Origin of the sequence: Sphaerisporangium viridialbum (genome assembly GCF_049674955.1) — a bacterium.
GTDB lineage: Bacteria > Actinomycetota > Actinomycetes > Streptosporangiales > Streptosporangiaceae > Sphaerisporangium > Sphaerisporangium viridialbum.
The window spans coordinates 9137368-9159552 of the sequence record NZ_CP187232.1; the positions used below are offsets into that span (position 1 = coordinate 9137368).

Sequence of the window (22185 nt, forward strand, 5' to 3'; positions counted from 1 at the left end):
GACCCCCGCACCGGAGGGCGGCGGATGGCGTGCCATCCGGGAGGCGCGTCCGTGAACGAGGCGTGAACACCCCCGCCCCTCTGGGCCGGTACGGCAGGAGGGCGTCGCGGGAACCCCGGCTCGGGCGCGGACCCCCTCAGGCTGCTTAGTTACTGTCGGGGTTGCGTCGGTGCCACGTCACAGTTCTGTGACAGAGAAGGGGATAACGGAGTTTCGGCAATAATGTCCGGGTGGCCGGCATCCTTCTCGTCGAAGACGATCCCTCCGTCAGGACGGGGCTCGAGCTGGCACTCACGCGGCAGGGCCACTCCGTCACCGCCTACGCGACCGGCGAGGAGGCCCTCGACCACGTGCGCGCCCGGCGTCCCGAGATCGTCATCCTTGACGTCATGCTGCCCGGAATCGACGGCGTCGAGGTGTGCCGGCGCATCCGCAGGCTCGACTCCCTGCCGATAATCCTGCTCACGGCACGCGGCGACGACCTCGACATGGTGGTCGGGCTGGAGGCCGGCGCGGACGACTACGTGGTCAAGCCCGTGGAGCCGCGCGTGCTCGACGCCCGCATCCGGGCCGTCCTGCGGCGCCTGGAGTCCGCCTCGGCGGACCGGATCAGCTTCGGCGACCTGGTGGTCGACCGGGGAGCGCTGAAGGTCACCCTGGCCAGCCGCGAGATACACCTCACGCCGACCGAGCTGCGCCTGCTGCTGGAACTGGTACGCCATCCCGGCCAGGTGCTCAACCGCCGGTACCTGCTGCGCGCGGTCTGGGACCACAACCACGTGGCCGACTCCCGCCTGGTGGACGCCTGCGTGCAGCGCATCCGCGCCAAGATCGAGCCAGTGCCGGCCGAGCCGGTGTTCATCCACACCGTGCGGGGCTTCGGGTACCGGTTCAGCCCCCCGTGAGCATCGGCCGCCGTCGTCCCACCGGACTGCGCGGCCGGCTGGTCATCACCTTCGTCCTCGTCGCGGTGACCGCCTCGGCCCTGGTGGCGGGCATCGGCTACCAGCTCGTCCGCCGCGCGCTGCTTGACCGGGTCGAGAGCAGCGCCACCGTCGACGTCAAGAGCGTCCTCGAGCGGGTATCGCTGCCCATCGGCACCAGCGACCTGCTCTGGCCGACCGACGCGGTGGTCACCGAGAGCGATCTCACCAACCTCGCCGACTCCCTCGGGGGTCCCGACCGCCAGGTGATCCTCAAGTACGGCGACCAGGAGCGGCTGAGCACCGGCACGAGGCTCGCGCTCGACGACGTCCCGATCGAGCTCCGCAGGCAGGCCTCGTCGCGCATGGTCCGCCAGCGGCTGCTGATCAGGGATCAGCCCTGGCTGCTGATCGGCACCCAGGTGCACCGGCTCACCCGTACCGGGGCGGTCCGCCCGACCGGAATGACCGTCTTCGTGTTCGTCTCCCTGAAGGAGGAGGACGGGGTCCTCGCCCGGCTGCGCACCGCGCTCGCCCAGGCCTCGGGGATCACGCTGGCGATCGCGCTCACCGTCGCGCTGGTGTCCGCGCGCAGCGTCCTGCTCCCGGTACGCAGGCTCGGCGACGCCGCCCGGGCGCTGGGAGCCGGGCGCCTGGACACCCGCCTGCCGGTGCACGGCCGCGACGAGCTGGCCGGGCTGACCGCGACGTTCAACGACACGGCCTCGGCCCTGGAGCAGACCGTGTCGGAGCTGCGCGCCCTGGAGGCGATGTCGCGGCGTTTCGTGGCCGACGTCTCCCACGAGCTGCGCACTCCGCTGACCGCGATGACCGCCGTGACCGACATGCTGACCGAGGAGGCGGAGCGCCTTCCCCCGGACGCGGGCAAGGCCGTGGACCTCGTGGTCCGCGAGATCAACCGGCTGCGGGTCCTGGTGGAGCACCTCATCGAGGCGAGTCGGCTGGACTCCGGCGCCGCCGTGCTGACCAGGGAGAACGTCGAAGTCGGCGAGGCGCTGGCCGACTGCCTGGAGATCAGGGGATGGACGGGCCGCGTGCGCCTGGACGTCCCGCGCGGGCTGTCGTTCTCGCTCGACCCCCGGCGCTTCGACGTGATCGTGGCCAACCTGATGGGCAACGCCCTGCACCACGGCGCGCCCCCGGTGACGGCGACCGCGCGCGCGCTCCGCAGCGGCCTGGAGGTGAAGGTGCGCGACCGAGGGAAGGGCATCCCCCAGCAGGCGCTGCCCCACGTCTTCGAGCGCTTCTACAAGGTGGGCGCGGGCAGGGCGCGCAGCGAGGGCAGCGGGCTCGGCCTCGCGATCGCCAAGGCCAACGCCGAGCTGCACGGCGGCACGATCAGGGTGGAGCTGTGCGACCCCGGAACCCAGTTCACCCTGTGGATACCGCACCCATGAGTCTCCCTGAACGCGTTCCCCGCCCCCCGCGCCGAGGCTGGCGCCTGGCCCGGCTCGCCGTGCCGGCCCTGGCCGCGCTGCTGGCGGGTACGGCGGCGTGCGGCGTGGACCCGACGGGCGTCGTCGACGCCGGGCCGGCCCCGGTGATAAGCGCCCGTGGCGCCGCCGCGACCGTCTACCTGCTCCGGGACGGGCGGCTCGCGCCCAAGAACGTCGCCACCGCCTCCGCGGCGGCCCAGGACGTCATCACGGCCCTGTTCGAGGTGGGCAAGCGGTCGGGCGACGGCCTCGGCACCGGGCTGCGGGGGTTCCGGCTCGAACAGACGGTCCTCGGGCGGTACGGCGTGGACAGCGGCGTACGCAACGACCCGGAGAACCCCGTGGGCCTGCGGCTGCACGTGATAGTGAACGGCCCCGGCAGGCTCGGGCGTACGGCGATGGCCCAGATCACCTGCACAGCACGGCTGCGCGAGGAGATCTGGGCCGTGAAGATCACTCAGACCACGGCCAAGGGGCCGATGGCGCTGGGCGAGCACACCTGCCGCGAGTACCACGACCTCGCGGCGGCCAATGTCAACCTCCCGCCGTGACCGCCGGCCACGACGAGAGTGACGGTGCGCGACCGGGTCAGACCGTGATGTCCTCCAGCATCTCGGTCACCAGGGCGGCGATGGGCGAGCGCTCGGACCGCGTCAGCGTGACGTGGGCGAACAGCGGATGCCCCTTGAGCTTCTCGACGACGGCCACCACTCCGTCGTGCCGTCCCACCCTGAGGTTGTCGCGCTGGGCGATGTCGTGGGTGAGCACGACCCGGGAGTTGGCGCCGATGCGCGACAGCACGGTCAGCAGCACGCCCCGCTCCAGTGACTGGGCCTCGTCGACGATCACGAAGGCGTCATGCAGGGAGCGGCCGCGGATGTGCGTGAGCGGAAGGACCTCCAGCATGCCGCGGTCGAGGACCTCCTCGATCACCTCGGGCGTGGTGACGGCGCCGAGCGTGTCGTAGACCGCCTGCGCCCACGGGCCCATCTTCTCGTTCTCGGACCCCGGCAGGTAGCCGAGGTCCTGGCCGCCCACCGCGTACAGCGGGCGGAAGACGATGACCTTGCGGTGCTGGCGGCGCTCGAGCACCGCCTCGAGACCCGCGCACAGCGCGAGGGCGGACTTGCCCGTGCCCGCCCGGCCGCCGAGCGAGACGATGCCGACCTCCGGGTCCATGAGCAGGTCGAGGGCGATGCGCTGCTCGGCCGAGCGGCCGTGCAGCCCGAACACCTCCCGGTCTCCGCGCACCAGGCGCACGGACTTGTCGGGCAGCACCCGCCCCAGCGCGGAACCCCTGGTGGACAGCAGCCGCAGGCCGGTGTGCGCGGGCAGCTCGCGTGCCTCTTCGAGGTCGTGACCGCCGTTCTCGAAGAGCGACTCGACGTCCTCGGTGGTCACCTGGAGCTCGGCCATGCCGGTCCAGCCGGACTCCACGACCAGGTCGGCGCGGTATTCCTCCGCGGCGAGCCCGATCGAGGCGGCCTTCACCCGCATGGGAAGGTCCTTGGAGACCAGCACCACGTCGCACCCCTCTGCGGCGAGAGACCGCGCGACGGTCAGGATGCGGGTGTCGTTGTCGCCGAGCCGGAAGCCGGCCGGCAGGATCGCGGGGTCGCTGTGATTGAGCTCAACCCGTATGGTGCCCTCGCCTATCGGCATGGGCTCGTCCAGCCTCCCGTGTTTCACCCGCAGGTCGTCCAGGACGCGCAGCGCCTTGCGGGCGAAGTAACCGAGCTCGGGGTGATGCCGCTTGGCCTCCAGCTCGGTGATGACGACGATAGGTAGAACTACCTCGTGCTCGGCGAAGCGGCTCATCGCCGCTGGGTCGGCTAGGAGGACTGAGGTGTCCACAATGTAGGTACGCCTGGACGGCGTCGGGCTACTGGAGGTAGTGGACGGGTTGCTCGAGGACACTGCCACGCGTTCTCCCCCGGGCGCCAGGAGTAAGCACCCTGCCAGATGAGGTGGTGAACGGACCGGGCCCGGTCGCGCGCCGCCGCATGTGCGAGGCGATGCCGGATACCGGCCCTCCTCGTCAAAAGGCGACGCAAGGGCGGACCCTCTCCCGAAGTAGGCCGTATGGACTGCCTACCACTTACGGTACGTCGTGGATGCCCCCTACCCAACAGCTCAACCAGGGCTGATAGGGGGGGTTCACGGGGTGTTTCAGTTTCCGTACCGTCGGTGCCGCGCGGCGTACGACCGCAGCGCCCGCAAGAAGTCGACTCTGCGGAAGTCCGGCCAGTAGGCCTCGCAGAAGTAGAACTCCGAGTGGGCGCTCTGCCAGAGCAGGAATCCGGAGAGCCGCTGCTCTCCCGAGGTCCGGATGAGAAGATCCGGGTCGGGGAGGCCGCGCGTGTAGAGATGCTCCGCGATGTGCTCGACATCGAGGACCTCGACAAGCTCCTCGATGCTCGCGCCCTTGCTGGCGTGCTCCTGGAGGAGGGAGCGCACCGCATCAGCGATCTCACGTCTTCCTCCATACCCAACTGCAACGTTCACAATCAGCCCAGGTCGGCGTGATGTCGCTTCTTTTGCATCTTTAAGGATGCGGGCCGTGCGATCGGGCAAAAGGTCCAGGGCGCCCATCGTGTTGACATGCCAGCCTCCGGCGACCAACCCCTGGACGGTGTCCTCGATGATGTGCATGAGCGGGTCGAGCTCTTCTTTGGGCCGGGAGAGGTTGTCGCTGGAGAGCAGCCACACCGTGACGACCTCCACGCCCGCCTCACGGCACCACACCAGGAGCTCGGAGATCTTGTCCGCGCCCTTCTGGTGGCCGTGCCTGACGTCGCGCAGGCCCATGGCCCGCGCCCAGCGGCGGTTCCCGTCGACGATGACGCCCACGTGCCGGGGTATCTGGTCGGAGGACAGCCTCGTCCCGAGTCGGCGCTCGTACAGCCGGTACACGAGATCGCGCACGCCCATGAGACCTCCCCTTCGCCGCCCGTCCGCTTGGGGGCGTTGACAACACGCAATTATCACGCGCCCGGGCCCCTGCCCGTCCCCGCTTCGGCCAGCGTTCACCTCCGGTACGGACGGCAGGGGACCCGGCCTCGGGCCGGACCCCCCTGGACCGGAGGGTCAGCCCAGGCGGCTCACCAGGGAGTGGTACTCGTCCCACAGCTCCTTCGGCATGTGGGTGCCGAAGGTCTCGAAGTGCCCGGGGATCAGCGCGGCCTCTTCCTTCCACACCTCGCCGTCGACCGACAGCAGGGTCTCCATGTCGGCCTCGGAGACGTCCAGGCCGTCGGTGTCGAGCGCGCCCCGCGCCGGGAGCAGGCCGATCGGCGTCTCCACGGCCTCCGCCTCGCCGTTCAGGCGCTCGACGATCCACTTGAGCACGCGGCTGTTCTCGCCGAACCCGGGCCACAGGAACCGGCCCGAGGCGTCCTTGCGGAACCAGTTGACGTAGTACAGCTTGGGCAGCCTGTCGCCGCCCGCCTTACCGATCTTGATCCAGTGGGCGAAGTAGTCGCCCATGTTGTATCCGCAGAAGGGCAGCATCGCGAACGGGTCGCGGCGCAGCTCGCCGACCTTGCCCTCGGCCGCGGCGGTCTTCTCCGAGGCCACGTTGGCGCCGAGGAAGACGCCGTGCTGCCAGCCGAACGACTCGGTGACCAGCGGCACGGCCGTCGCGCGGCGCCCGCCGAACAGGATCGCCGAGATCGGCACACCCTCGGGGTCGCGCCACTCGGGGGCGATCGTCGGGCACTGGGCCGCGGGGGTCGTGAACCGGGCGTTCGGGTGGGCGGCGGGCTCGCCGGAGCCCGGCGTCCAGTCGCGGCCCCTCCAGTCGGTGAGGTGCGCCGGAGGCTCGTCGGTCAGACCCTCCCACCACACGTCGCCGTCGTCGGTCAGCGCCACGTTGGTGAAGATGCTGTTGCCCCAGAGCGTCCTGATGGCGTTGGCGTTGGTGGACGCGCCGGTGCCCGGCGCCACGCCGAAGAAGCCGGCCTCGGGGTTGATGGCGTGGAGCCTGCCGTCCTCGCCGAAGCGCATCCAGGCGATGTCGTCCCCGACCGTCTCGACCTTCCACCCGGGAATGGTCGGCTGAAGCATCGCGAGGTTGGTCTTGCCGCAGGCGGAGGGGAAGGCGGCGGCCACGTACCGGGTCTCGCCGGACGGCGGGGTGAGCTTCAGGATGAGCATGTGCTCGGCGAGCCAGCCCTCTTCGCGGGCCATGACGCTGGCGATGCGCAGCGCGTAGCACTTCTTGCCCAGCAGCGCGTTGCCGCCGTACCCGGAGCCGTATGACCAGATCTCACGGGTCTCTGGGAAGTGGCTGATGTACTTGGTGGTGCTGCACGGCCAGGGGACGTCCTCCTGGCCGGGCGCCAGCGGGGCCCCCACGGAGTGGACGGCCTTGACGAAGTCGCCCCTCTCCTCGATCAGCCGCAGGGCCGCCTCGCCCATGCGGGTCATGACGCGCATGGAGACGACGACGTACGGGGAGTCGGTGATCTCGACCCCGAGCTGGGAGATCTCGCCGCCGAGCGGGCCCATGCAGAAGGGCACCACGTACATCGTGCGCCCGCGCATGCAGCCGCTGTAGAGCTCGTCGAAGGTCTCGCGCATCTCCTTCGGCGCCACCCAGTTGTTGGTGGGACCGGCGTCCTCGGGGCTTTCCGAGCAGATGAAGGTGCGGTCCTCGACCCTGGCGACGTCCCTGGGATCCGACGCGGCGTGGAAGCTGTTGGGCCGCTTGGTGAGGCGCGTGAAGGTGCCCTGCTTGACCAGCAGGTTCGTGAGGCGCGTCCATTCGGCCTCCGAACCGTCGCACCACTCGACGCGGTCCGGACGGGTCAGCTCGGCGATCTCCCTGACCCACGCGACCAGCTCGGCGTGAGTCGTCGGGGCGGTCATTTCACTGGAAACTGACACGGGGCCGGCTCCTTACTCTCAGGCCAAACATCATTAACGACAAACCGCTCCGAATCCAATTGGCATAGACCAGTCGGTGAAACGAAAGTGCAAGAACCTCTAAAGTCAGAAGATCTGCTCTTCCCATTTCGCCGCTGTTTCACGCCGGTGAAATCGGTGCGCCGCCGTGGCCCCTGTCCGCTGCCCGTGCGTACGACGTCACGGCAGGCAGGGACCGCGATGGTCCGTGGGAGTTTACCCACAGTTGGCCGAGATAATAGGGACGCCCCAGCCCTGCGGACCTGCCACCCGCCGGTCGCCGAGCACGCATTGGTATAGGCCAATTCGAATGGTCTAGGCCTGTCAAAGAATTGGTTTAGGCCAATTTACGCATTCATCTCCGGGCCCTCGGAACGCACGCGGTCGACATGCTGGAGCGCATCGCGCAGGTCAGCGAGCCAGGTGTCGGTGTGGCTGCCCACCAGCCGTACGCACCACGCGAGCGCGTCGCTACGGCTGCGGGCGACACCGGCGGCGACCAGCGTGTCGAGCACGCGCCGCTCCTGCTGGCGCAGGCGGGTCATGACCGGGATGGAAAGGGTGGTGAACATCACTGTCTCGCCGTCCAGTGAAACGCCCCAGGAGACCTTGCGGCGGAACCGGTGCTCGGCCTCGCGGGCGATCTCGATGCGGCGCTCGCGCGTCTCTTCCCTGAAGCGCTGGATGAGGCCGTCCAGCAGCGCGGCCCGCTCGGCGCTCGACACGCCCTCCGGCGCGTCGGGCACCTGGAGCGTGCCGATGACCGCGATCTCCTCGCGGTCGAGGACGAACTCGTGCTGCCCGGAGAACCACTCCTGCGGCAGGCGGCCGGTGAACCAGGAGATGATGACTGCTTCATCTGTTTCCATGTAATTGAGATTACACCCATACGTCGAAGCTTCAAGAGGTAAAGCCCCGCCACCTCCGGGACGCCCGAACTCGGGACAGGTGAAGCGAGACCGTACGGCGTTCGGCACGCGAGAATCAGAAGATGAGCTCACCTCCGCGCATCGAACAGCAATGCGGTCTTCGCGAGCGAAAGAAGGCCAAGACCCGGCTGTCCATCCAGCAGCAGGCCATGCGGTTGTTCGCCGAGCGAGGGTACGAGAACACGACGATCGAGCAGATCGCGGAGGCCGCGGAGGTCTCGCCCAGCACGTTCTTCCGCTACTTCCCCACCAAGGAGGACGTCGTCATCCAGGACGACTACGACCCGCTGCTCGCCTCCGCCTTCCTGGAGCAGCCGGCGTCGCTGTCACCTCTCGCGGCGATGCGCGAGGCGGTCCGCCTGGTATACGGCGAGGCGCTCGCCTACGACGAGCAGACGACCCTCCGGCGCATCCAGCTCGTCTGGTCGATCCCGTCGCTGCGCGCACGGCAGGTGGAGGGGCAGATCGCCACGATGACGATGCTCACGACGGCCATCGCCCAGCGCACCGGCCGGTCGGCCGACGAGTTCGCGGTGCGGGTCTTCGCCGGAGCGCTCGTGGGCGGGTGGATCGCGGCCGTCGAGCGCTGGGTACGGTCCGACGGCGAGGAGCGCCTCATCGGGCTGATGGACGAGGCGCTGATCCTGCTGGAGGAAGGCCTGCCCCTCTAGACGAGCCCCGCGGCGGCCGACGTCATGGACCTTCGGACGGAACGGAAACCCGTCCGCCCGGCCGGTGGCGTGTCCGGGGGCACACCACCGACCGGGCGGCACGGACTCGCGAGCATGCCATCCGCGGCGTTCATCAGTTCGTGCGGTCGGTGGTGCCCCAGAACCATTCGATCTTGGCGGTGCTCCTGCGCCGCTCGATCCACTCGGCGAAGAGCCGCCGCTCTATCTGGTCCCGCACGGTGCCGTCGAGGACGGCGGGCACGATGGCCAGCACCTTGAACAGCGCGGGGCCGTCCTTGGTCTCAACCGGCCCGACGACCGTGCCGGGGTCCGCCCCGAACACCTGACCGGCCGCCTCCGTGTCCAGCTCTCCCCTTCGCAGCGTGACGAAGATCGGCCCCGACGTGGCCGTGCCGTCGGCGAACGCCCGCTCGGCGGCCACGAGGAAGTCCTCGGGCTTCGCCGCGAACCCGGACCGGGTTCCCTCGCCGGCGTCCAGCGTCACCTGTACGACGCGCGCGACGTCGAGCTCGTGGCCGTGCTCGGCGAACCACTGCTCCACCAGCCCGGCCGACACCCGCTCGCGCAGCCGCGCGACCGACGCCTCGGTCGCGACCAGCTCCTCCAGCTCCCGATGCGAGAGGCTGTTGCGGTCCATCCACGCCCGGGTCGCCTCGCCCGTCATGAGCCCCCGTGCCCGGCGGAACGCGTTCATGGCGTCCTGGAGCTCCGCGTCGGTGAAGCGCTCGGGCGACTCCTCCAGGGCCTCCCGTAGGAGGCCGTCGCCGACGAGGCGATCGGCCGTCCTGGACTCGTCCCAGATGAAGTCCAGGCACGCGATGGCCCTGGCGACCGGGGTGTCGACGCCGTTGACCCGCAGCAGCAGGTGCTCGGCGGCCCGGTGGACGCCGCGCAGCGGCCACGGCAGGGCGGTCTCGGGGCACCACGACAGCGAGACCGTGGCACCGCTCCCGTCCTTGAGAAGCAGGGCGTGGTGCAGCGAGCCGTCGTACTCCTCCCGCTGCCTGATCAGGCGCGCCCGTACCCCCGGATGGTCCGCCCGGAACGCCTCCAGGTCCCGCTCGGCCGTGCCGCCGCTGAGCAGGCCGACCGCGTCGGCCAGTGTCCGCCCGTCCACCGTCACTTCTCTCTTCCCGACGCGAGCAGATCGCCGATCGCCGCGCAGATGGGCAGGCCCGTCGCGGCCTCGATCCACAGGAACTGCCCGTTCGGATTGATCTCGAGGAAGACATAGCGGCCGTCCGGCGTCAGGATCAGGTCGATCGCGCCATACGTCAGCCCGAGCCCCTCGACCAGCGCCATGCAGCGCTGGGAGATCTCCTCGGGCAGGTCGTGGACCCGGATCGGCGTGGCGCCAGGATCGTAGTGGCGCCAGTCGTACTTCGTGTGGTTGCTCACCTGGGAGTGGATCTCGGCGGCGAAGACCGACGTCCCGACCACGGTCACCCGGATCTCGACCCGCTTGGGCACGTAGGCCTGCACGATGACCGGGCAGTAGCGCAGCGCGTCGGCGTATCCGGTGTCGGCCGTGGACACGGGCGCCGCGAACCGGCCGAACCGCTCTCCCTGGCCTTCCAGCCGGTTGCCGTGCACCGGCTTGGTGATCACGCGTCCCTCGTGCCGGTCGTAGAAGTCGAGGAAGCTCTCGGGGTCGGTCGTGACCAGGGTCGCGGGAAGCTCGAAGCCCAGCAGGCGGGCCTGTTCGAGCTGGTACGGCTTGCGCGCGGCGCGGTCGATCACGGGCCGGGACGCGGGGACCGCGAGGCAGTCGAGGCTGTCCCACAGGCTGTCGGAGACGGCGCGGAGCTCGTCCTGGATGTAGCCCGCGTAGGCGTAGGGCGCGACCTCCGGATGTGCGACCGGGTTCAGCGGCCTCCGGTACCAGAACGCCGTCAGCTCGTCGAGGAGGATCCGGCGGCCACCGGCGTGGAGCACCCGGGCCGTCGACCCGGTGCCCGAGTGGCTGATCTCCAGGCGGGCTTCGGTGGGATAGAAGGACGGATCGAAGACGACGACGTCGGCTCCGCCGGCCGTGAGGAACTGCACGACCCGGTCGGCATGCTCGTCACCGTCGCAGGTCAGTACGAGGATCATCTCTGTGCCTCCCCGGCACGCGGGGGCGCGTCGCTCGGACGCGCCCCCGCACCGATCAGGAGTCGCCGGAGGTGTGGCTGTGGTTGCCGTGGATCTCGATGACCTGGCTCTTCGCGCCGCCGCTGACCTGAAGAAGCTGCGCCTCGTCGAGCTCGGGGCCAACGGCCGCGATGTCGTCGAAGGAAGTCCGCGTCTTGCTCATGCGATTCCCACCCTTTATGTAAGACGGAGCACCCTTTGTGCCCCGTTCCCCATGAGGAACTTAGGGGGGCGAGGTAGCGCTGGGCGTCCCTCGTGCGGGTGATCGTCGCTCATCCGTGAGACGGACAGGCAGGTCACCGTACCCGGGGAGGGCGGCGGGCTCGCACGGAAGGCGGAGGCGCGGGTCAGCGCACCCGCGCGGCGACCCAGGGGCTCACCCGGACGACCCCGGCGAGGTTCTTGGTGTACACCGGCGCGATCTTGACGACGTCACCCGTGTGCGGCGCGTGCAGCATCTTGCCGTCGCCCCAGTAGATCGCCACGTGAGAGATATAGCCGGGGTTGGTCGGATCGTTACGCCAGAACAGCAGATCGCCCGGCTGCGCCTGCGAGAGCGGCACCTGGGGGCCGGTGACCCACTGCTGGTGGGTCACCCGGGGCATGCGCACCCCCGCCTGGGCGAACGCCCACTGCACGAGGCCCGAGCAGTCGAAGGAGTCGGGGCCTTCCGCGCCCCAGACGTACGGCCGGCCGAGCTTGCCGACGGCGGCCGTGAGCGCCACGCGGAGCTGGTCGGCCGACATGAACGAGCTGGCCGGCCAGGTGGTGCGCGCCTGCGCGGGAGGGGTGAGCACCGGGTTGATGAGAGCGACCTGGCTGCCCTTGGGGAGGATCTTCAGAAGCGAGAGGCGGAGCCGCGTGGAGTCGACGCCGGGCGCGCTCACCACCAGGGCGTTGCGCTCAGGGATGCCGAGCGACGTCGCGACCTGCTGGGAGACCACGGCGTTGATCAGCCCCATGCCCATCGTCGCGTACGCGCCGACGCGGAGCTTCCTGCCGCCTCCGTTGACGGTGGAGCCGAGCGCCACGCCGCCGTCGTTGCCCAGGGTGAACGACACCGCGATGTCGCCCGCCGCGACGCTGTTCCACAGGGCGTCCGACCGCGCGGTGGAGCGCGGGGTGTACGCGCGGAACGTCGAGGGGTCGACCCCCATGGTCTGCACGCGCTTGCCGTCCATCATGACGTCGGCGGCGCTGACGACCTCGACCGCCTTGACGCCCTTGCGGGCCTTGACCCGCCGGACGGCGGCGGCAGAGAGCGGACGCGGCGTCACCACGAACAGGTGCGGCTTGCGCAGCTCGGTCAGCGGCGCCACCTGGGTCTGCCCGGCGGGGGCGGGAAGGTCTCTGGTGGCCGCGACGTAGCCGGTGTCGCGCGCAGGGAGCTGCCTGCGGGGAGCCGGCTCGGCGACCTGCGCCTGCTGCTGCCGGAGCTCGCCGAGGACCATGAGGTCGGCCGCGAGCACCGCCACGAGCCCGACGGCGATGGCAGGGACGACCCGGCGCAGCAGCCGGGGCACCGGGCGCCGGCGACGCCTGAGACGGGGAACCGGGCCGGGGCGGTAGCCGAGATCCTCCCGCGCCTCCGCCAGCGCGCCGCCCAGGTAGTCGCGGACACCGCTCAGACCCCGGGTGAGGCTCTTTCGGACGACGGTCGTACCACGCGGTCGCCGATCGAGCACGTTCCACCCCTTTCGCCCTGGTATCTCACGTCGAGCGGTGTCGCACGCCAGGCGTACGTCGTCCCATCAGTGCCTGATTGTCCCGAACTTCGACCCCCGATGTCCGGTGATTCTCCCTTAATCAGTCTCGATCCGCCGAAGCGGCGCTCCGGCGGATCATGTCACAGGGTCGGACGTGGGTGTCGAAGGGGTGGGTCAGTTGCCGATGTACGGCACCGCCTCAAGGATCTCCACGGTGTTCTGCCTGCCGTTGGGCAGCGTATAGGTGGCCCTCTCACCGATCTTCTTGCCGTTGATCGCGGCACCGAGCGGGGAGCGGGGCGAGTAGACGTCGATCGGGGCGCCGCTCTCCTCGCGGGAGGCCAGCAGGAAGGTGACCTCCTCGTCGTCGTCACCGTCGAACCGTATGGTCACGGTCATTCCGGGGCCGACAACGCCTTCCGCACGCGGGGCTTCGCCCACTCTCGCCTGGTCGAGGAGCTGGCGGAGCTGGAGGATGCGGCCCTCCATCTTGCCCTGCTCCTCCTTGGCGGCGTGATATCCGCCGTTCTCCTTGAGGTCTCCCTCTTCGCGAGCGGCTTCGATCTTCTTGGCGATGTCGACACGCCCGGGCCCCGAGAGATACTCAAACTCCGCCCTCAGGCGGTCGTACGCCTCCTGCGTCAACCAGGTGACGTTCTCTTCGCGGGAGTCGACCACGGGTTCTCCTTGCGTACTCGTGAGAGTTGCGAGCGTTCGAATTCGGGGAGACTAACAAATTAACCCCGCCGAACGCTTTCCCAAAAGTCTCATTGTACGAGATAGCAGTACTGCACGTGGCCCGAAGTGGCCCGGGCGCTGGTCTCCAGGCGCTCCGTCAGCTGGACATCCGCCTGCCCGGCGGGGAGTGTCACGTCGCGGGTGCCCACCTCGACGTGGTCGGTGTCGGTGGCCCGCAGCCTGCACACCGCCGCGCGGTCGGCGGCCTTGTGCGCCTGGAAGGTTATCGTGATCGAGCTCGGCCCGCCCACCTGGAAAGCGATCACTTCGGTCATCACGTCAGGATTTCCCCTGGCGGACATCATGACGTAACCCCAGCCACCCATCGCGATCGCGATAAAGATCCCGATGATGAGGAAGGCAATGGATCTCCCGCCCCGTCCGAAGCGTCCCGGACGGTCGGGAAAGGAGTCCGGGGTCCCGAGGACCGGCCCTGCCGCGCCCGAACCGACACCACTATCGGCCATCGCGGAATCTCCCAGCGGTCCCTCGTCGTTGCACGAGACAATTGTCCCCTGCGGGGGCTCCGCCCTGCGCGTCGCCCCAGGAGAAACTAGCCTCTCGGGGGAGCTGTCCTGGACAACTGAGGAGAAACCGAGCCGTGAGTGCACCGCTGAGGCTGATGGCCGTACACGCGCACCCTGACGACGAGTCGAGCAAGGGAGCCGCCACGATGGCGCGCTACGTGGCCGAAGGCGTCGACGTGCTGGTCTGCACCTGTACCGGTGGTGAACGAGGCTCGATCCTCAACCCCAAGATGGAGCGGCCCGACATCTTGGAGAACATCACCGAGGTGCGGCGCGAGGAGATGGAGAAGGCGCGCGAGATCCTCGGCGTCGAGCAGAGCTTCCTCGGCTTCGTCGACTCCGGCCTGCCCGAGGACGAGAGCGAGCCGCTGCCCGAGGGGTGCTTCGCGCTCCAGCCGCTGGAGGTCGCGGCGGCTCCGCTGGTCGCCGCCGTGCGCGCGTTCAAGCCGCACGTGATCCTGACCTACGACGACGACGGCGGCTACCCGCACCCCGACCACATCATGACGAACAAGATCTCCGTCGAGGCCTTCGAGGCGGCCGGCGACCCCGACCGCTACCCCGGCGCGGGCGACCCGTGGCAGCCGCTCAAGCTCTACTACCACATGGGCTTCACCCGTGAGCGGTTCGAGGCGCTCCACGAGGCCATGACCGACCGGGGCATCGGCTCGCCGTACGGCGACTGGATCGCCCGCTGGGAGGACCGCCCGCAGAAGTGGGAGATCACCACGCGCGTACCGTGTGGCGACTACTTCGAGACCCGCGACCTGGCGCTCCTCGCGCACGCCACCCAGATCGACCCGGACGGCTTCTTCTTCGTCTGCCCGCGCGACCTGCAGCGGGAGATCTGGCCCACCGAGGACTACCACCTCGCCCGGTCGCTGGTCGACACCGCGCTGCCCGAGGACGACCTGTTCGCGGGCATCCACGCGGGCGAGGTCTCACGCGCCCACCAGTAAGGCGAAAGCCCCCGGGCGGCAGGTCACCAGCCTGCCGCCGCAGGGGGTGGCGCCCCCTGGTGGCAGACTTGACAGGTGACTGATTTCACCGCACACGCCGCTGCCTCCCTGCCGGGAGCCGCCGCTCCGGCCGCCGCGGTCGGCCCCGGCCTCATCGGCTTCCTCGTGGTCGCCGCGATCGGCGTCGCGCTGTACCTCCTGGTGAAGTCGATGAACAGGCAGATCTCCAAGATCGAGGTCCCCAGCGAAGCCGAGCTGGGCAAGCGCGAAGCCGAGCCGGGCACGCCCGAATCCGGCGAGCAGGAAGCCCACCCACGACCCAACGGGACCCGCTGAGCGCTGTGGTCCACGAGAGGATCCCCCACATGGACCACGCGATCGAGGTAACCGACAACCCGGACGCCAAGCGCTTCGAGATCACGGTCGACGGCAAGCTGGGCGGGTTCGCGGAGTACCACCGCCTCACCGGCCGGCTCGTCTTCACCCACACCGAGGTGGACGACGCGTTCGAGGGGCAGGGGCTCGGAAGCCGCCTGGTGCACGACGCGCTGGACTCGGCGCGCGCCGCCGGACTGTCGGTGGTGCCGCGCTGTCCCTTCGTCGCGCGCTACATCGAGCGCCACCCCGAGTACCGCGACCTCGTGGCCGGGCACCGTCCTGACGCGGCGGAGCCCACCGGCTGACGCGTCACTCAGGCGCCCACGCGCGCTCCAGCGCCTTCGGCAGGCCCCACCAGCCGAGCGGGGTGAGTATCGCCTTGTCGTCCACGATGCCGAGCCGCTGCCACAGCGGCGTGACCGAGGTGAAAAGCGCCTCGGTGGTCTCCAGGTCTTCGGGGTCGTCCATCTCGACGTCGATGTCCTCGGACTCGGCGACGAACCTCGCGATGCGCTCGGGCGAGGCCAGCACGCCGGGGCCGCGCCGCGCGAGCGCGATGACCGCGGCGAGCCAGTCGGCGTGGTGGATGGTGCAGATGGCGGCCAGCGCGGCGTCCTCCTGGCTCAGCTCGCCTTCCAGGTCCCAGAACTGGTGCTCGTCCTCGTCCTGCAGGTCGGAGACGGGCGAGGCGATGCCCGCCGCCACCATGAGCCACAGCTCGGTGTCGCTCTCGGGAAGCGGGCCGCCGTCGAGGCCCGCGCAGGCCTTGAGCACGGTGCCCGGGTACCCCGGCTCCCCCAGGACCACGCGGAGCCGCCGGGCCGCGGTGTCCAGGTCGTCCTCGGGGCACGGCGGCTCGGGAAGGTCGGCGAGCACGCGGTGCAGCTCGCTGAGCGCGAACGCCTCCTCCTCGTCCCAGGAGGCGAACAGCCCCTCGTCCAGCTCGTCGCCGACCGCGATGCTGGGCACCCGCCCGTCGGGAAGCGCGGTGGACAGCCAGCGGTCCTGGATGCCCTCGTAGACCTCGCGGGCCTCTGAGTCGCCCGCCACGAGCCGGTCGGGGTCGATGTCGCCACCGCTGACGTGCTGCTCCAGATGGGCCACGAGCCGCTCGTACAGCTCGGCCGCCACCGGGCCGCGCTCGCCCTCCTCCGGCCAGACGAAATAGCTGCGGGTGATGAGGATGGGCTCGGTGCCGGTGGACTCCAGCCACCGCTGGACGTCCCCGACCGTCGCCACGCCGGCCTCGATGCCGGTGAGCGTGGCCTTGGCGGAGTCCCAGAAGGCGGCCGACAGGGGGTTGCCCGCCGCCAGCATCGCGCGGCGGAGGTCGGGTATGGCCACCAGCGCCTGGCCACTCGGCAGCGCGAGCAGTGCCCGGGCGACATCTCGCCGGGTCAGGCGGGCGGCGGGCCGGCCCGCGTGCTCGCTGACGAAGTCCAGATCCATGCTCACGCCCCGTGAGCCTACGCCCATGTCTCCGAACGTGACAGCGTGGCCATCGCTCGCACGCCGCGATGGGCGGGGCGGACCGGTCCGCCGTCCGCGATACGACACGTCAGGACGGGACGAAAGGCCCTAGCCGTGACCTCCGAAGTGGGCAAAGGGTGAAATGAGGAGTTTGCTTCGCACCCGAGGAGGGGGCCATGACCGTGACCCAGACGTCGCGCGCGAGCCGTGATCGCACACGACCGACATCCAGTTCCGACGGCGATCTGATCCAGCTCGACACTCCTGTCGTCAGCCTCCACGTCCACCGCCCGCACATGCCCAAGATGCCGCGAATGCACATGCCTGACATGTCTCGCATGCCGGGCGTGTCCAGCAGTCGAGGGCAGGAGATGGACAGGGCGATGGAGACCGCCAAGACGTTCTTCCCGCCGCCCGAGCGCCTCGCCTACTACGGCGGGCTGGGCCTGCTCGCGGCCTTCGGGCTGTTGGAGTGGCCGGTGGCCGCGGCGATCGGAGCCGGGACCATGCTGGCGGCGCGGGCCTCCGCACAGAAGTCCCAGCCGGAGCCCATGGCCGCCCAGCGGCCCTCGGCACGGGCGTCCTCGCGTACCACTCCGTCGACGGGCGGCCGGGCGACGACACGGGCATCCCGGGCAGCGTCCACACGAGCATCGTCCACACGGGCATCGACCACACGAGCGTCGTCCACACGGGCGTCGACCCCGGCGTCCTCCAGGTCCCGGACGTCACGGGCGTCCTCGTCGACGTCCACCCGTACGCCCTCGCGGTCGTCGCGCGCCTCCGGATCCTAGCCCGCGCGGGCGGGAACGGCACAGACGACGACAACCGCAACAGAGAGGCGTTCAACCGCCTGACCTGGGCATACTTAGGGTCGAATGATCAGGCCGCGTGCCACGCGGCCTGATCATCTTGTCGGCACCTGGTTCCCTGGAGGCGTTTTGTTCCCGCTACGTGACCTCAGGGGTCCGGTAGGCCTCATCGCGTCCTTGCTCCCCGAGACGGTCCGCGGCCTGCTCCCCTGTCCACGGCAGGTCCACAAGTACGCGGGAGGCGTCCGCCTCCAGTTGCGGAACGTCGGCGGCCCGGAGACCTCGCGGGAGGCCCGCGCGCTCGAAAAGGGTCTGGTCGACCTCGGCGGGGCGGACCGGGCGGAGGTGAACGGCGCGCTCGGCTTCGTCTTCGTCGACTGCGACAGCGACACCGTGGACGTCGGCAAGCTGCTAGCGATCGTCGACGAGCTGGACGTGACGGAGCAGGACGGCGACGGCCACGCGGCCCGGCACGCGATCGAGAACCAGGCCCGCGCGCTCGTGGAGCTCGGCGCCGGCGTCATGGGCGTCGGCGTGACCCTGGCCGGCCGGGTGACGCGCGTGACCAAGGCGCCCGCGGCGCTTCCCGCCCTCCTCCAGCTCGCGGAGTCCACCCCCCGAGTACGGCACGAGGTGGAGCGCCGTGTCGGGCGGCCGACGGCGAACATGGTGTTCGCCACGACCCGCTTCGCCGCCCAGACGCTCGCGCTGCGCCCCCTCGGCCTGTTCATCGACTCGGTGGCGGCGGCGGGCCGTCTCGCCGAGGCCACGGTGGCCCGCCGGGCGTGGACGGCGAGGGAAGAGGAGTTCGCCGGGAAGAAGGGCGGCTACCGCCACATCAGGACGGCCGTCACCCCGCGCCCGCGCCCCGTGCCGTACGGGCCGATCGAGCGCTACGCGGACACCGTCAGCGTCGGCGCGCTCGCCTCGTACGGCATCACCTCGATCGTGAGCCCCGACCACGAGCGGGCGCTCGCCATGCTCGTCGCGGGGACGCCCAAGGCTGCCAGGCTCGGGCGCGACGCCTTCGTCAGCGCCGTGGGCCTCGCGGTCGCGCGACGGGGCGCCCTGGTCCTGGACCGCGACGCGATGCGCTGCATGGACCGCGTCGACACGGTGGTGTTCGACGCCGACGCCCTGACGATGCGCACCTGGACCGTCCACGAGGTGGTGCCCCTGGCCCCGGCCGCCTACCTGGATCCCGGAGTCCTGCACGCCCACGTCTACGCGCTGCTCGAAGGCACGGACGCGACCGCGCGCCGCGAGCACGGCGACTGGGCGGCCGAGCCGCCGGAGTCGGTTCCCGGCGAAGCGGCGCACTGGCGGGAGAAGGGCATCCGGCCCGTCGCCGTCACCTACAAGGGCGAAGCGGTCGCGCTGGTCGGCGTGGTCCGCGAGGTCCATCCGTTCGCCGAGGCGCTCGTCGGCGCCGCCGGTGACGCGTGCGAGATCGTCATGGCCGGCGGCGACCCGGACCTCGCCTGGCGGCTCGGCGCCGAGCGGCTGGTCGCGGGGGGCGCGAGGCTCCCCGCGTCCGTGAGGGCCCTGCAGGCGGACGGGCACGGGGTCGCCGTCGTGACGCAGCGCTCCCGTCGCGGGCTGCGCGAGGCCGACCTCGGCATCGGCGTGCTGACCCACGCGGGACGCCCGCCGTGGGACGCGGACGTGATCGGCGGCCCCGACGCGGCGCACCTGCTGCTGAGGTCGCTTCACATGGCAAGGACCACGAGTGACCGCAGCGTGAAGGTCTCCGCCGCGGGCGCCGTGCTCGGAGGCGCGCTCACCGTCCTCGGGGCCGCCGAGGGCTCCGTGCGCAGGGTGCAGCTCGTCGGCGACTGCACGTCGCTGGTGACCCTGGCGACGGGCGCGTGGGCGGGCCGCGACCTCGGCCGGTGCGGGCTGCCGCAGCACGTCGACCGCACGCCCTGGCACGCGCTGCCGGTGCAGGACGTGCTAACCCGCCTGTCCACGACGACGGCCGGGCTCAGCGAGGCGGAGGCCGCCCGCCGCAGGACCGCCCCGATCCTGCCGGAGACCGGAGGCGCCTCGCTGCTCCGCGCGACCGCCCAGGAGCTGGCCAACCCGCTGACGCCGGTGCTGGCCGCCGCCGCGGGCGTGTCCGCCGCCATGGGGTCCGCCCTGGACGCCGTGCTCATCGGCGGCGTGCTGGCCGTGAACGGGCTCATCGGCGGAGCACAGCGGACCAACGCCGACCGGGCGCTCATCCGGCTGACCGACGCCACCGCCGTCCCCGTACGGCTGCGCCGCCCGCAGGGGCCGGTGGACGCGACCGCCGACGACCTCGTGCGCGGAGACGTCATCGAACTGCGGGCGGGAGACGCCGTTCCGGCCGACTGCCGCCTGCTCAAGGCACGTGCCCTGGAAGTGGACGAGGCGCCCCTCACCGGCGAGTCGCAGCTCGTCACCAAGTCACCCGAGCCCACCGCCGCCCTGGCGGTGGCCGACCGCAGCTCCATGGTCTACCAGGGCACCACGATCGCGGCGGGCCACTGCCTGGCCGTGGTGGTCGCCACCGGCCCGGCGACCGAGGCGGGCCGCACGGCCGAGCTCGGAAACCGGGAGGCGCCGCCGACCGGCGTCGAGCTGCGGCTACGCGCCCTGAGCCGCCAGATCATGCCGGTCGCCGTCGGCTCGGGCGCGATGCTCATGGTGACCAACCTGCTGCGCCGCTCTCCGCTCGCCTCGGCGCTGGCTCCGGCGGTGAGCCTCGCCGTGGCCGCGGTCCCCGAGGGCCTGCCGTTCATCGCCACGGTGGCCGAGCTCGCGGCGGCCAGGCGGCTCTCGACGCGCGAGACGCTGGTGCGCAACCCGTCGACCATCGAGGCGCTCGGGCGGGTCGACGTGCTCTGCTTCGACAAGACCGGCACCCTCACCGAGGGGCACATCACCCTGGGCCGGGTCTCCGACGGCCGCCTTGAGCATCCCGTCGACAGCCTGCCAGACGACTTCCGGCACATCCTCGCGGCGGCGCTGCGGGCGGGGCCCCAGCTCGGCGGCGAGCGGGCCGTCCCGCACCTCACCGACCGCGCGGTGGTGGAGGGGGCCGAGAGACTAGGGGTGGTCCCCTCCGAGGGAGTGGGCACCTGGGAGCGGATCGACGAGATGCCCTTCGAGTCGGCCCGGGGCTACCACGCCGTGCTCGGGACCCCGGAGAGACCGGGGACGACCGTGCCCGGCGGCAGGGGCACTCACCTGCTCAGCGTGAAGGGGGCTCCCGAGGTGGTGCTCACCCGGTGCACCAGCATGCTGGACGACGGCGTGGTCTCGCCCCTGGACGAGGAGGCGGCCCAGGCGCTCACCAAGGAGGTCGACCGGCTCGCCCAGCAGGGCTACCGCGTGCTGGCCGTGGCCGAGCGCTCCGCGACGAGCCGGCGCGACCTCGACGAGTCCCGCGTCGAGGGGCTGTGCTTCCTGGGCTTCCTCGGGCTGGCCGATCCGGTCAGGCCCACGGCGGCGCACAGCGTGGACCGGCTGGTGCGCGCGGGTGTCCGGGTGGTCATGATCACCGGTGACCATCCCAGCACGGCCGAGGCCATCGCCGCCGAGCTGAACGTGCTCGACGGCCTGCGGGTCATGACAGGGCCGGAGCTGGACGCGATCGACGACGCCGCGCTCGCCGACGTGCTGCCGGACGTGTCGGTGTTCGCCCGTGTCACCCCGGCGCACAAGGCGCGGATCGTCGCGGGGCTTCAGCGGGCGGGCAAGGTCGTGGCCGTGACCGGCGACGGCGCCAACGACGCCCCGGCCATCAGGCTCGCCGACGTGGGCGTGGCGCTCGGCTCGCGCGCCACCCCGGCCGCGCGGGCGGCGGCCGACGTGGTGGTGACCGACGACCGCATCGAGACGATCGTCGAGGCCATCGTCGAGGGACGGGCGATGTGGAGCTCCGTCCGCGACTCGCTCGGCATCCTGCTGGGCGGCAACCTCGGGGAGATCGTGTTCACGGTCGGGTCCAACCTGTTCGCCGGCCGCAACACCCTGAACGCCCGCCAGCTCCTGCTGGTCAACCTGCTCACCGACATGCTGCCCGCCCTGGCGATCGCCATCCGGCCGCCGAGCGCCACGAGCCCGGAGAAGCTGCTGACGGAGGGGCCGGAGGCGTCGCTCGGCACCGCGCTCACCAGGGACATTTACGCGCGCGCGGCCACCACGGCCGCGGCGGCCTCCGTCGCCTGGGTGCTCGGGCGGTCCACCGGCACGGAGGCGCGCGCCGACACCGTCGGGCTGATCGGCCTGGTGTCGGCGCAGCTCGTGCAGACCCTGATGGTCGGCGGCAGGGACCGCACGGTCATGGCCGCCGCCTCGGTGTCACTGGCGTGCCTGTTCGTGGTCGTCTCGACTCCGGGGCTCAGCCAGCTGTTCGGGTGCCGTCCGGTGGGCCCGTTCGGCTGGGCGATCGGGCTGGGCAGCGGGACCGCGGCGGGGGTGGCGGGCCGGATGATCAATCCGCCGGAAGGGAACGGTCACTGACCGTTCACCGAGCGGCCACTTCAATCTGGACATGTGGTCACATCGGACCTCAATGCTGTATAAAG

20 protein-coding genes are annotated in these 22185 nt (G+C 70.9%); 8 read left to right on the plus strand and 12 right to left on the minus strand.

The window, feature by feature from the left end:
* Window positions 1-230: 230 nt before the first annotated feature.
* Genes ACOZ38_RS41095 through ACOZ38_RS41105 form a run of 3 tightly spaced genes read left to right on the plus strand, consistent with a single transcriptional unit; the run spans window position 231 to window position 2931 of the window.
* The gene (locus tag ACOZ38_RS41095; RefSeq protein ID WP_405141730.1) at window positions 231-905 is read left to right on the plus strand and encodes a response regulator; all 675 of its coding nucleotides are present in this window, start codon (window positions 231-233) and stop codon (window positions 903-905) included.
* On the plus strand, window positions 902-2341 hold the full coding sequence (locus tag ACOZ38_RS41100) for a sensor histidine kinase (protein WP_424536273.1): 1440 nt from the start codon (window positions 902-904) through the stop codon (window positions 2339-2341). The genes ACOZ38_RS41095 and ACOZ38_RS41100 overlap by 4 nt, the downstream gene beginning before the upstream one ends.
* The gene (locus ACOZ38_RS41105) at window positions 2338-2931 is read left to right on the plus strand and encodes a hypothetical protein (protein WP_424536274.1); all 594 of its coding nucleotides are present in this window, start codon (window positions 2338-2340) and stop codon (window positions 2929-2931) included. Before ACOZ38_RS41100 ends, ACOZ38_RS41105 begins: the two co-directional genes overlap by 4 nt.
* A 37-nt stretch (window positions 2932-2968) precedes the next feature.
* Here the strand turns inward: ACOZ38_RS41105 and ACOZ38_RS41110 are convergent, their stop codons facing one another.
* The 4 genes from ACOZ38_RS41110 to ACOZ38_RS41125 form a co-directional block, all read right to left on the minus strand.
* The gene (locus tag ACOZ38_RS41110; protein ID WP_405152171.1) at window positions 2969-4237 is read right to left on the minus strand and encodes a PhoH family protein; all 1269 of its coding nucleotides are present in this window, start codon (window positions 4235-4237) and stop codon (window positions 2969-2971) included.
* Between the two features lie 312 nt (window positions 4238-4549).
* Window positions 4550-5311 carry an isoprenyl transferase gene (locus ACOZ38_RS41115; RefSeq protein WP_424536275.1) on the minus strand — a complete coding sequence of 254 codons (762 nt, stop codon included), beginning with the start codon at window positions 5309-5311 and terminating at the stop codon, window positions 4550-4552.
* A gap of 156 nt (window positions 5312-5467) precedes the next feature.
* Window positions 5468-7249 carry a phosphoenolpyruvate carboxykinase (GTP) gene (locus tag ACOZ38_RS41120; RefSeq protein ID WP_424537183.1) on the minus strand — a complete coding sequence of 594 codons (1782 nt, stop codon included), beginning with the start codon at window positions 7247-7249 and terminating at the stop codon, window positions 5468-5470.
* Window positions 7250-7632: 383 nt separating this feature from the next.
* Window positions 7633-8154: a hypothetical protein gene (locus ACOZ38_RS41125; RefSeq protein ID WP_424536276.1), complete on the minus strand. Its 522-nt coding sequence runs from the start codon at window positions 8152-8154 to the stop codon at window positions 7633-7635.
* Between the two features lie 122 nt (window positions 8155-8276).
* On the opposite strand from ACOZ38_RS41125, the gene ACOZ38_RS41130 reads away from it, so the two are divergent.
* Window positions 8277-8885 carry a TetR family transcriptional regulator gene (locus ACOZ38_RS41130; RefSeq protein WP_424536277.1) on the plus strand — a complete coding sequence of 203 codons (609 nt, stop codon included), beginning with the start codon at window positions 8277-8279 and terminating at the stop codon, window positions 8883-8885.
* Between the two features lie 133 nt (window positions 8886-9018).
* On the opposite strand, the gene ACOZ38_RS41135 is transcribed toward ACOZ38_RS41130, so the two are convergent.
* The 6 genes from ACOZ38_RS41135 to ACOZ38_RS41160 all read right to left on the minus strand — a co-directional run bounded on the left by ACOZ38_RS41135 (window position 9019) and on the right by ACOZ38_RS41160 (window position 13950).
* A complete protein-coding gene (locus tag ACOZ38_RS41135) occupies window positions 9019-10023 on the minus strand; it encodes a TIGR04500 family putative peptide maturation system protein (protein ID WP_424536278.1) in 1005 nt (334 codons plus the stop codon).
* 2 nt (window positions 10024-10025) lie between these two features.
* Window positions 10026-11000 (minus strand): MvdC/MvdD family ATP grasp protein, encoded by a 975-nt coding sequence (locus tag ACOZ38_RS41140; protein WP_424536279.1) that lies wholly within the window; start codon window positions 10998-11000, stop codon window positions 10026-10028.
* 55 nt (window positions 11001-11055) lie between these two features.
* Entirely contained in the window at window positions 11056-11202 is a 147-nt protein-coding gene (locus ACOZ38_RS41145) for a hypothetical protein (RefSeq protein ID WP_405141738.1), read from the minus strand.
* Between the two features lie 184 nt (window positions 11203-11386).
* The gene (locus tag ACOZ38_RS41150) at window positions 11387-12724 is read right to left on the minus strand and encodes an NlpC/P60 family protein (protein WP_424536280.1); all 1338 of its coding nucleotides are present in this window, start codon (window positions 12722-12724) and stop codon (window positions 11387-11389) included.
* Between the two features lie 195 nt (window positions 12725-12919).
* Window positions 12920-13423: a transcription elongation factor GreA gene (gene greA / locus ACOZ38_RS41155; RefSeq protein WP_424536281.1), complete on the minus strand. Its 504-nt coding sequence runs from the start codon at window positions 13421-13423 to the stop codon at window positions 12920-12922.
* An 89-nt stretch (window positions 13424-13512) separates the two neighbouring features.
* Complete coding sequence (locus ACOZ38_RS41160) at window positions 13513-13950, minus strand: DUF4307 domain-containing protein (RefSeq protein WP_424536282.1); 438 nt, start codon at window positions 13948-13950, stop codon at window positions 13513-13515.
* Between the two features lie 134 nt (window positions 13951-14084).
* Between ACOZ38_RS41160 and mca the strand changes: the two genes are divergently transcribed.
* The 3 genes from mca to ACOZ38_RS41175 all read left to right on the plus strand — a co-directional run bounded on the left by mca (window position 14085) and on the right by ACOZ38_RS41175 (window position 15652).
* Window positions 14085-14969, plus strand: a complete 885-nt coding sequence (mca, locus tag ACOZ38_RS41165; protein WP_405141742.1) for a mycothiol conjugate amidase Mca — start codon at window positions 14085-14087, stop codon at window positions 14967-14969.
* Window positions 14970-15044: 75 nt separating this feature from the next.
* On the plus strand, window positions 15045-15305 hold the full coding sequence (locus ACOZ38_RS41170; protein WP_424536283.1) for a hypothetical protein: 261 nt from the start codon (window positions 15045-15047) through the stop codon (window positions 15303-15305).
* Window positions 15306-15334: 29 nt separating this feature from the next.
* A complete protein-coding gene (locus ACOZ38_RS41175; protein WP_405141744.1) occupies window positions 15335-15652 on the plus strand; it encodes a GNAT family N-acetyltransferase in 318 nt (105 codons plus the stop codon).
* 4 nt (window positions 15653-15656) lie between these two features.
* Here ACOZ38_RS41175 and ACOZ38_RS41180 read toward each other — a convergent pair whose 3' ends face one another.
* A complete protein-coding gene (locus ACOZ38_RS41180) occupies window positions 15657-16796 on the minus strand; it encodes a hypothetical protein (RefSeq protein WP_424537184.1) in 1140 nt (379 codons plus the stop codon).
* Between the two features lie 451 nt (window positions 16797-17247).
* Window positions 17248-17571 carry a hypothetical protein gene (locus tag ACOZ38_RS41185; RefSeq protein ID WP_424536284.1) on the minus strand — a complete coding sequence of 108 codons (324 nt, stop codon included), beginning with the start codon at window positions 17569-17571 and terminating at the stop codon, window positions 17248-17250.
* Between the two features lie 235 nt (window positions 17572-17806).
* On the opposite strand from ACOZ38_RS41185, the gene ACOZ38_RS41190 reads away from it, so the two are divergent.
* Complete coding sequence (locus ACOZ38_RS41190; RefSeq protein WP_424536285.1) at window positions 17807-22120, plus strand: HAD-IC family P-type ATPase; 4314 nt, start codon at window positions 17807-17809, stop codon at window positions 22118-22120.
* Window positions 22121-22185: the final 65 nt, after the last annotated feature.

Bases quoted from the DNA above. Each gene is read 5' to 3' on its own strand.
- ACOZ38_RS41105 (WP_424536274.1), top strand. From the start codon at position 2,338: ATGAGTCTCCCTGAACGCGTTCCCCGCCCCCCGCGCCGAGGCTGGCGC.
- ACOZ38_RS41115 (WP_424536275.1), bottom strand. From the start codon at position 5,311: ATGGGCGTGCGCGATCTCGTGTACCGGCTGTACGAGCGCCGACTCGGG.
- ACOZ38_RS41120 (WP_424537183.1), bottom strand. From the start codon at position 7,249: ATGACCGCCCCGACGACTCACGCCGAGCTGGTCGCGTGGGTCAGGGAG.
- ACOZ38_RS41125 (WP_424536276.1), bottom strand. From the start codon at position 8,154: ATGGAAACAGATGAAGCAGTCATCATCTCCTGGTTCACCGGCCGCCTG.
- ACOZ38_RS41130 (WP_424536277.1), top strand. From the start codon at position 8,277: ATGAGCTCACCTCCGCGCATCGAACAGCAATGCGGTCTTCGCGAGCGA.
- ACOZ38_RS41140 (WP_424536279.1), bottom strand. From the start codon at position 11,000: ATGATCCTCGTACTGACCTGCGACGGTGACGAGCATGCCGACCGGGTC.
- ACOZ38_RS41145 (WP_405141738.1), bottom strand. From the start codon at position 11,202: ATGAGCAAGACGCGGACTTCCTTCGACGACATCGCGGCCGTTGGCCCC.
- ACOZ38_RS41160 (WP_424536282.1), bottom strand. From the start codon at position 13,950: ATGGCCGATAGTGGTGTCGGTTCGGGCGCGGCAGGGCCGGTCCTCGGG.
- ACOZ38_RS41175 (WP_405141744.1), top strand. From the start codon at position 15,335: ATGGACCACGCGATCGAGGTAACCGACAACCCGGACGCCAAGCGCTTC.
- ACOZ38_RS41180 (WP_424537184.1), bottom strand. From the start codon at position 16,796: ATGGATCTGGACTTCGTCAGCGAGCACGCGGGCCGGCCCGCCGCCCGC.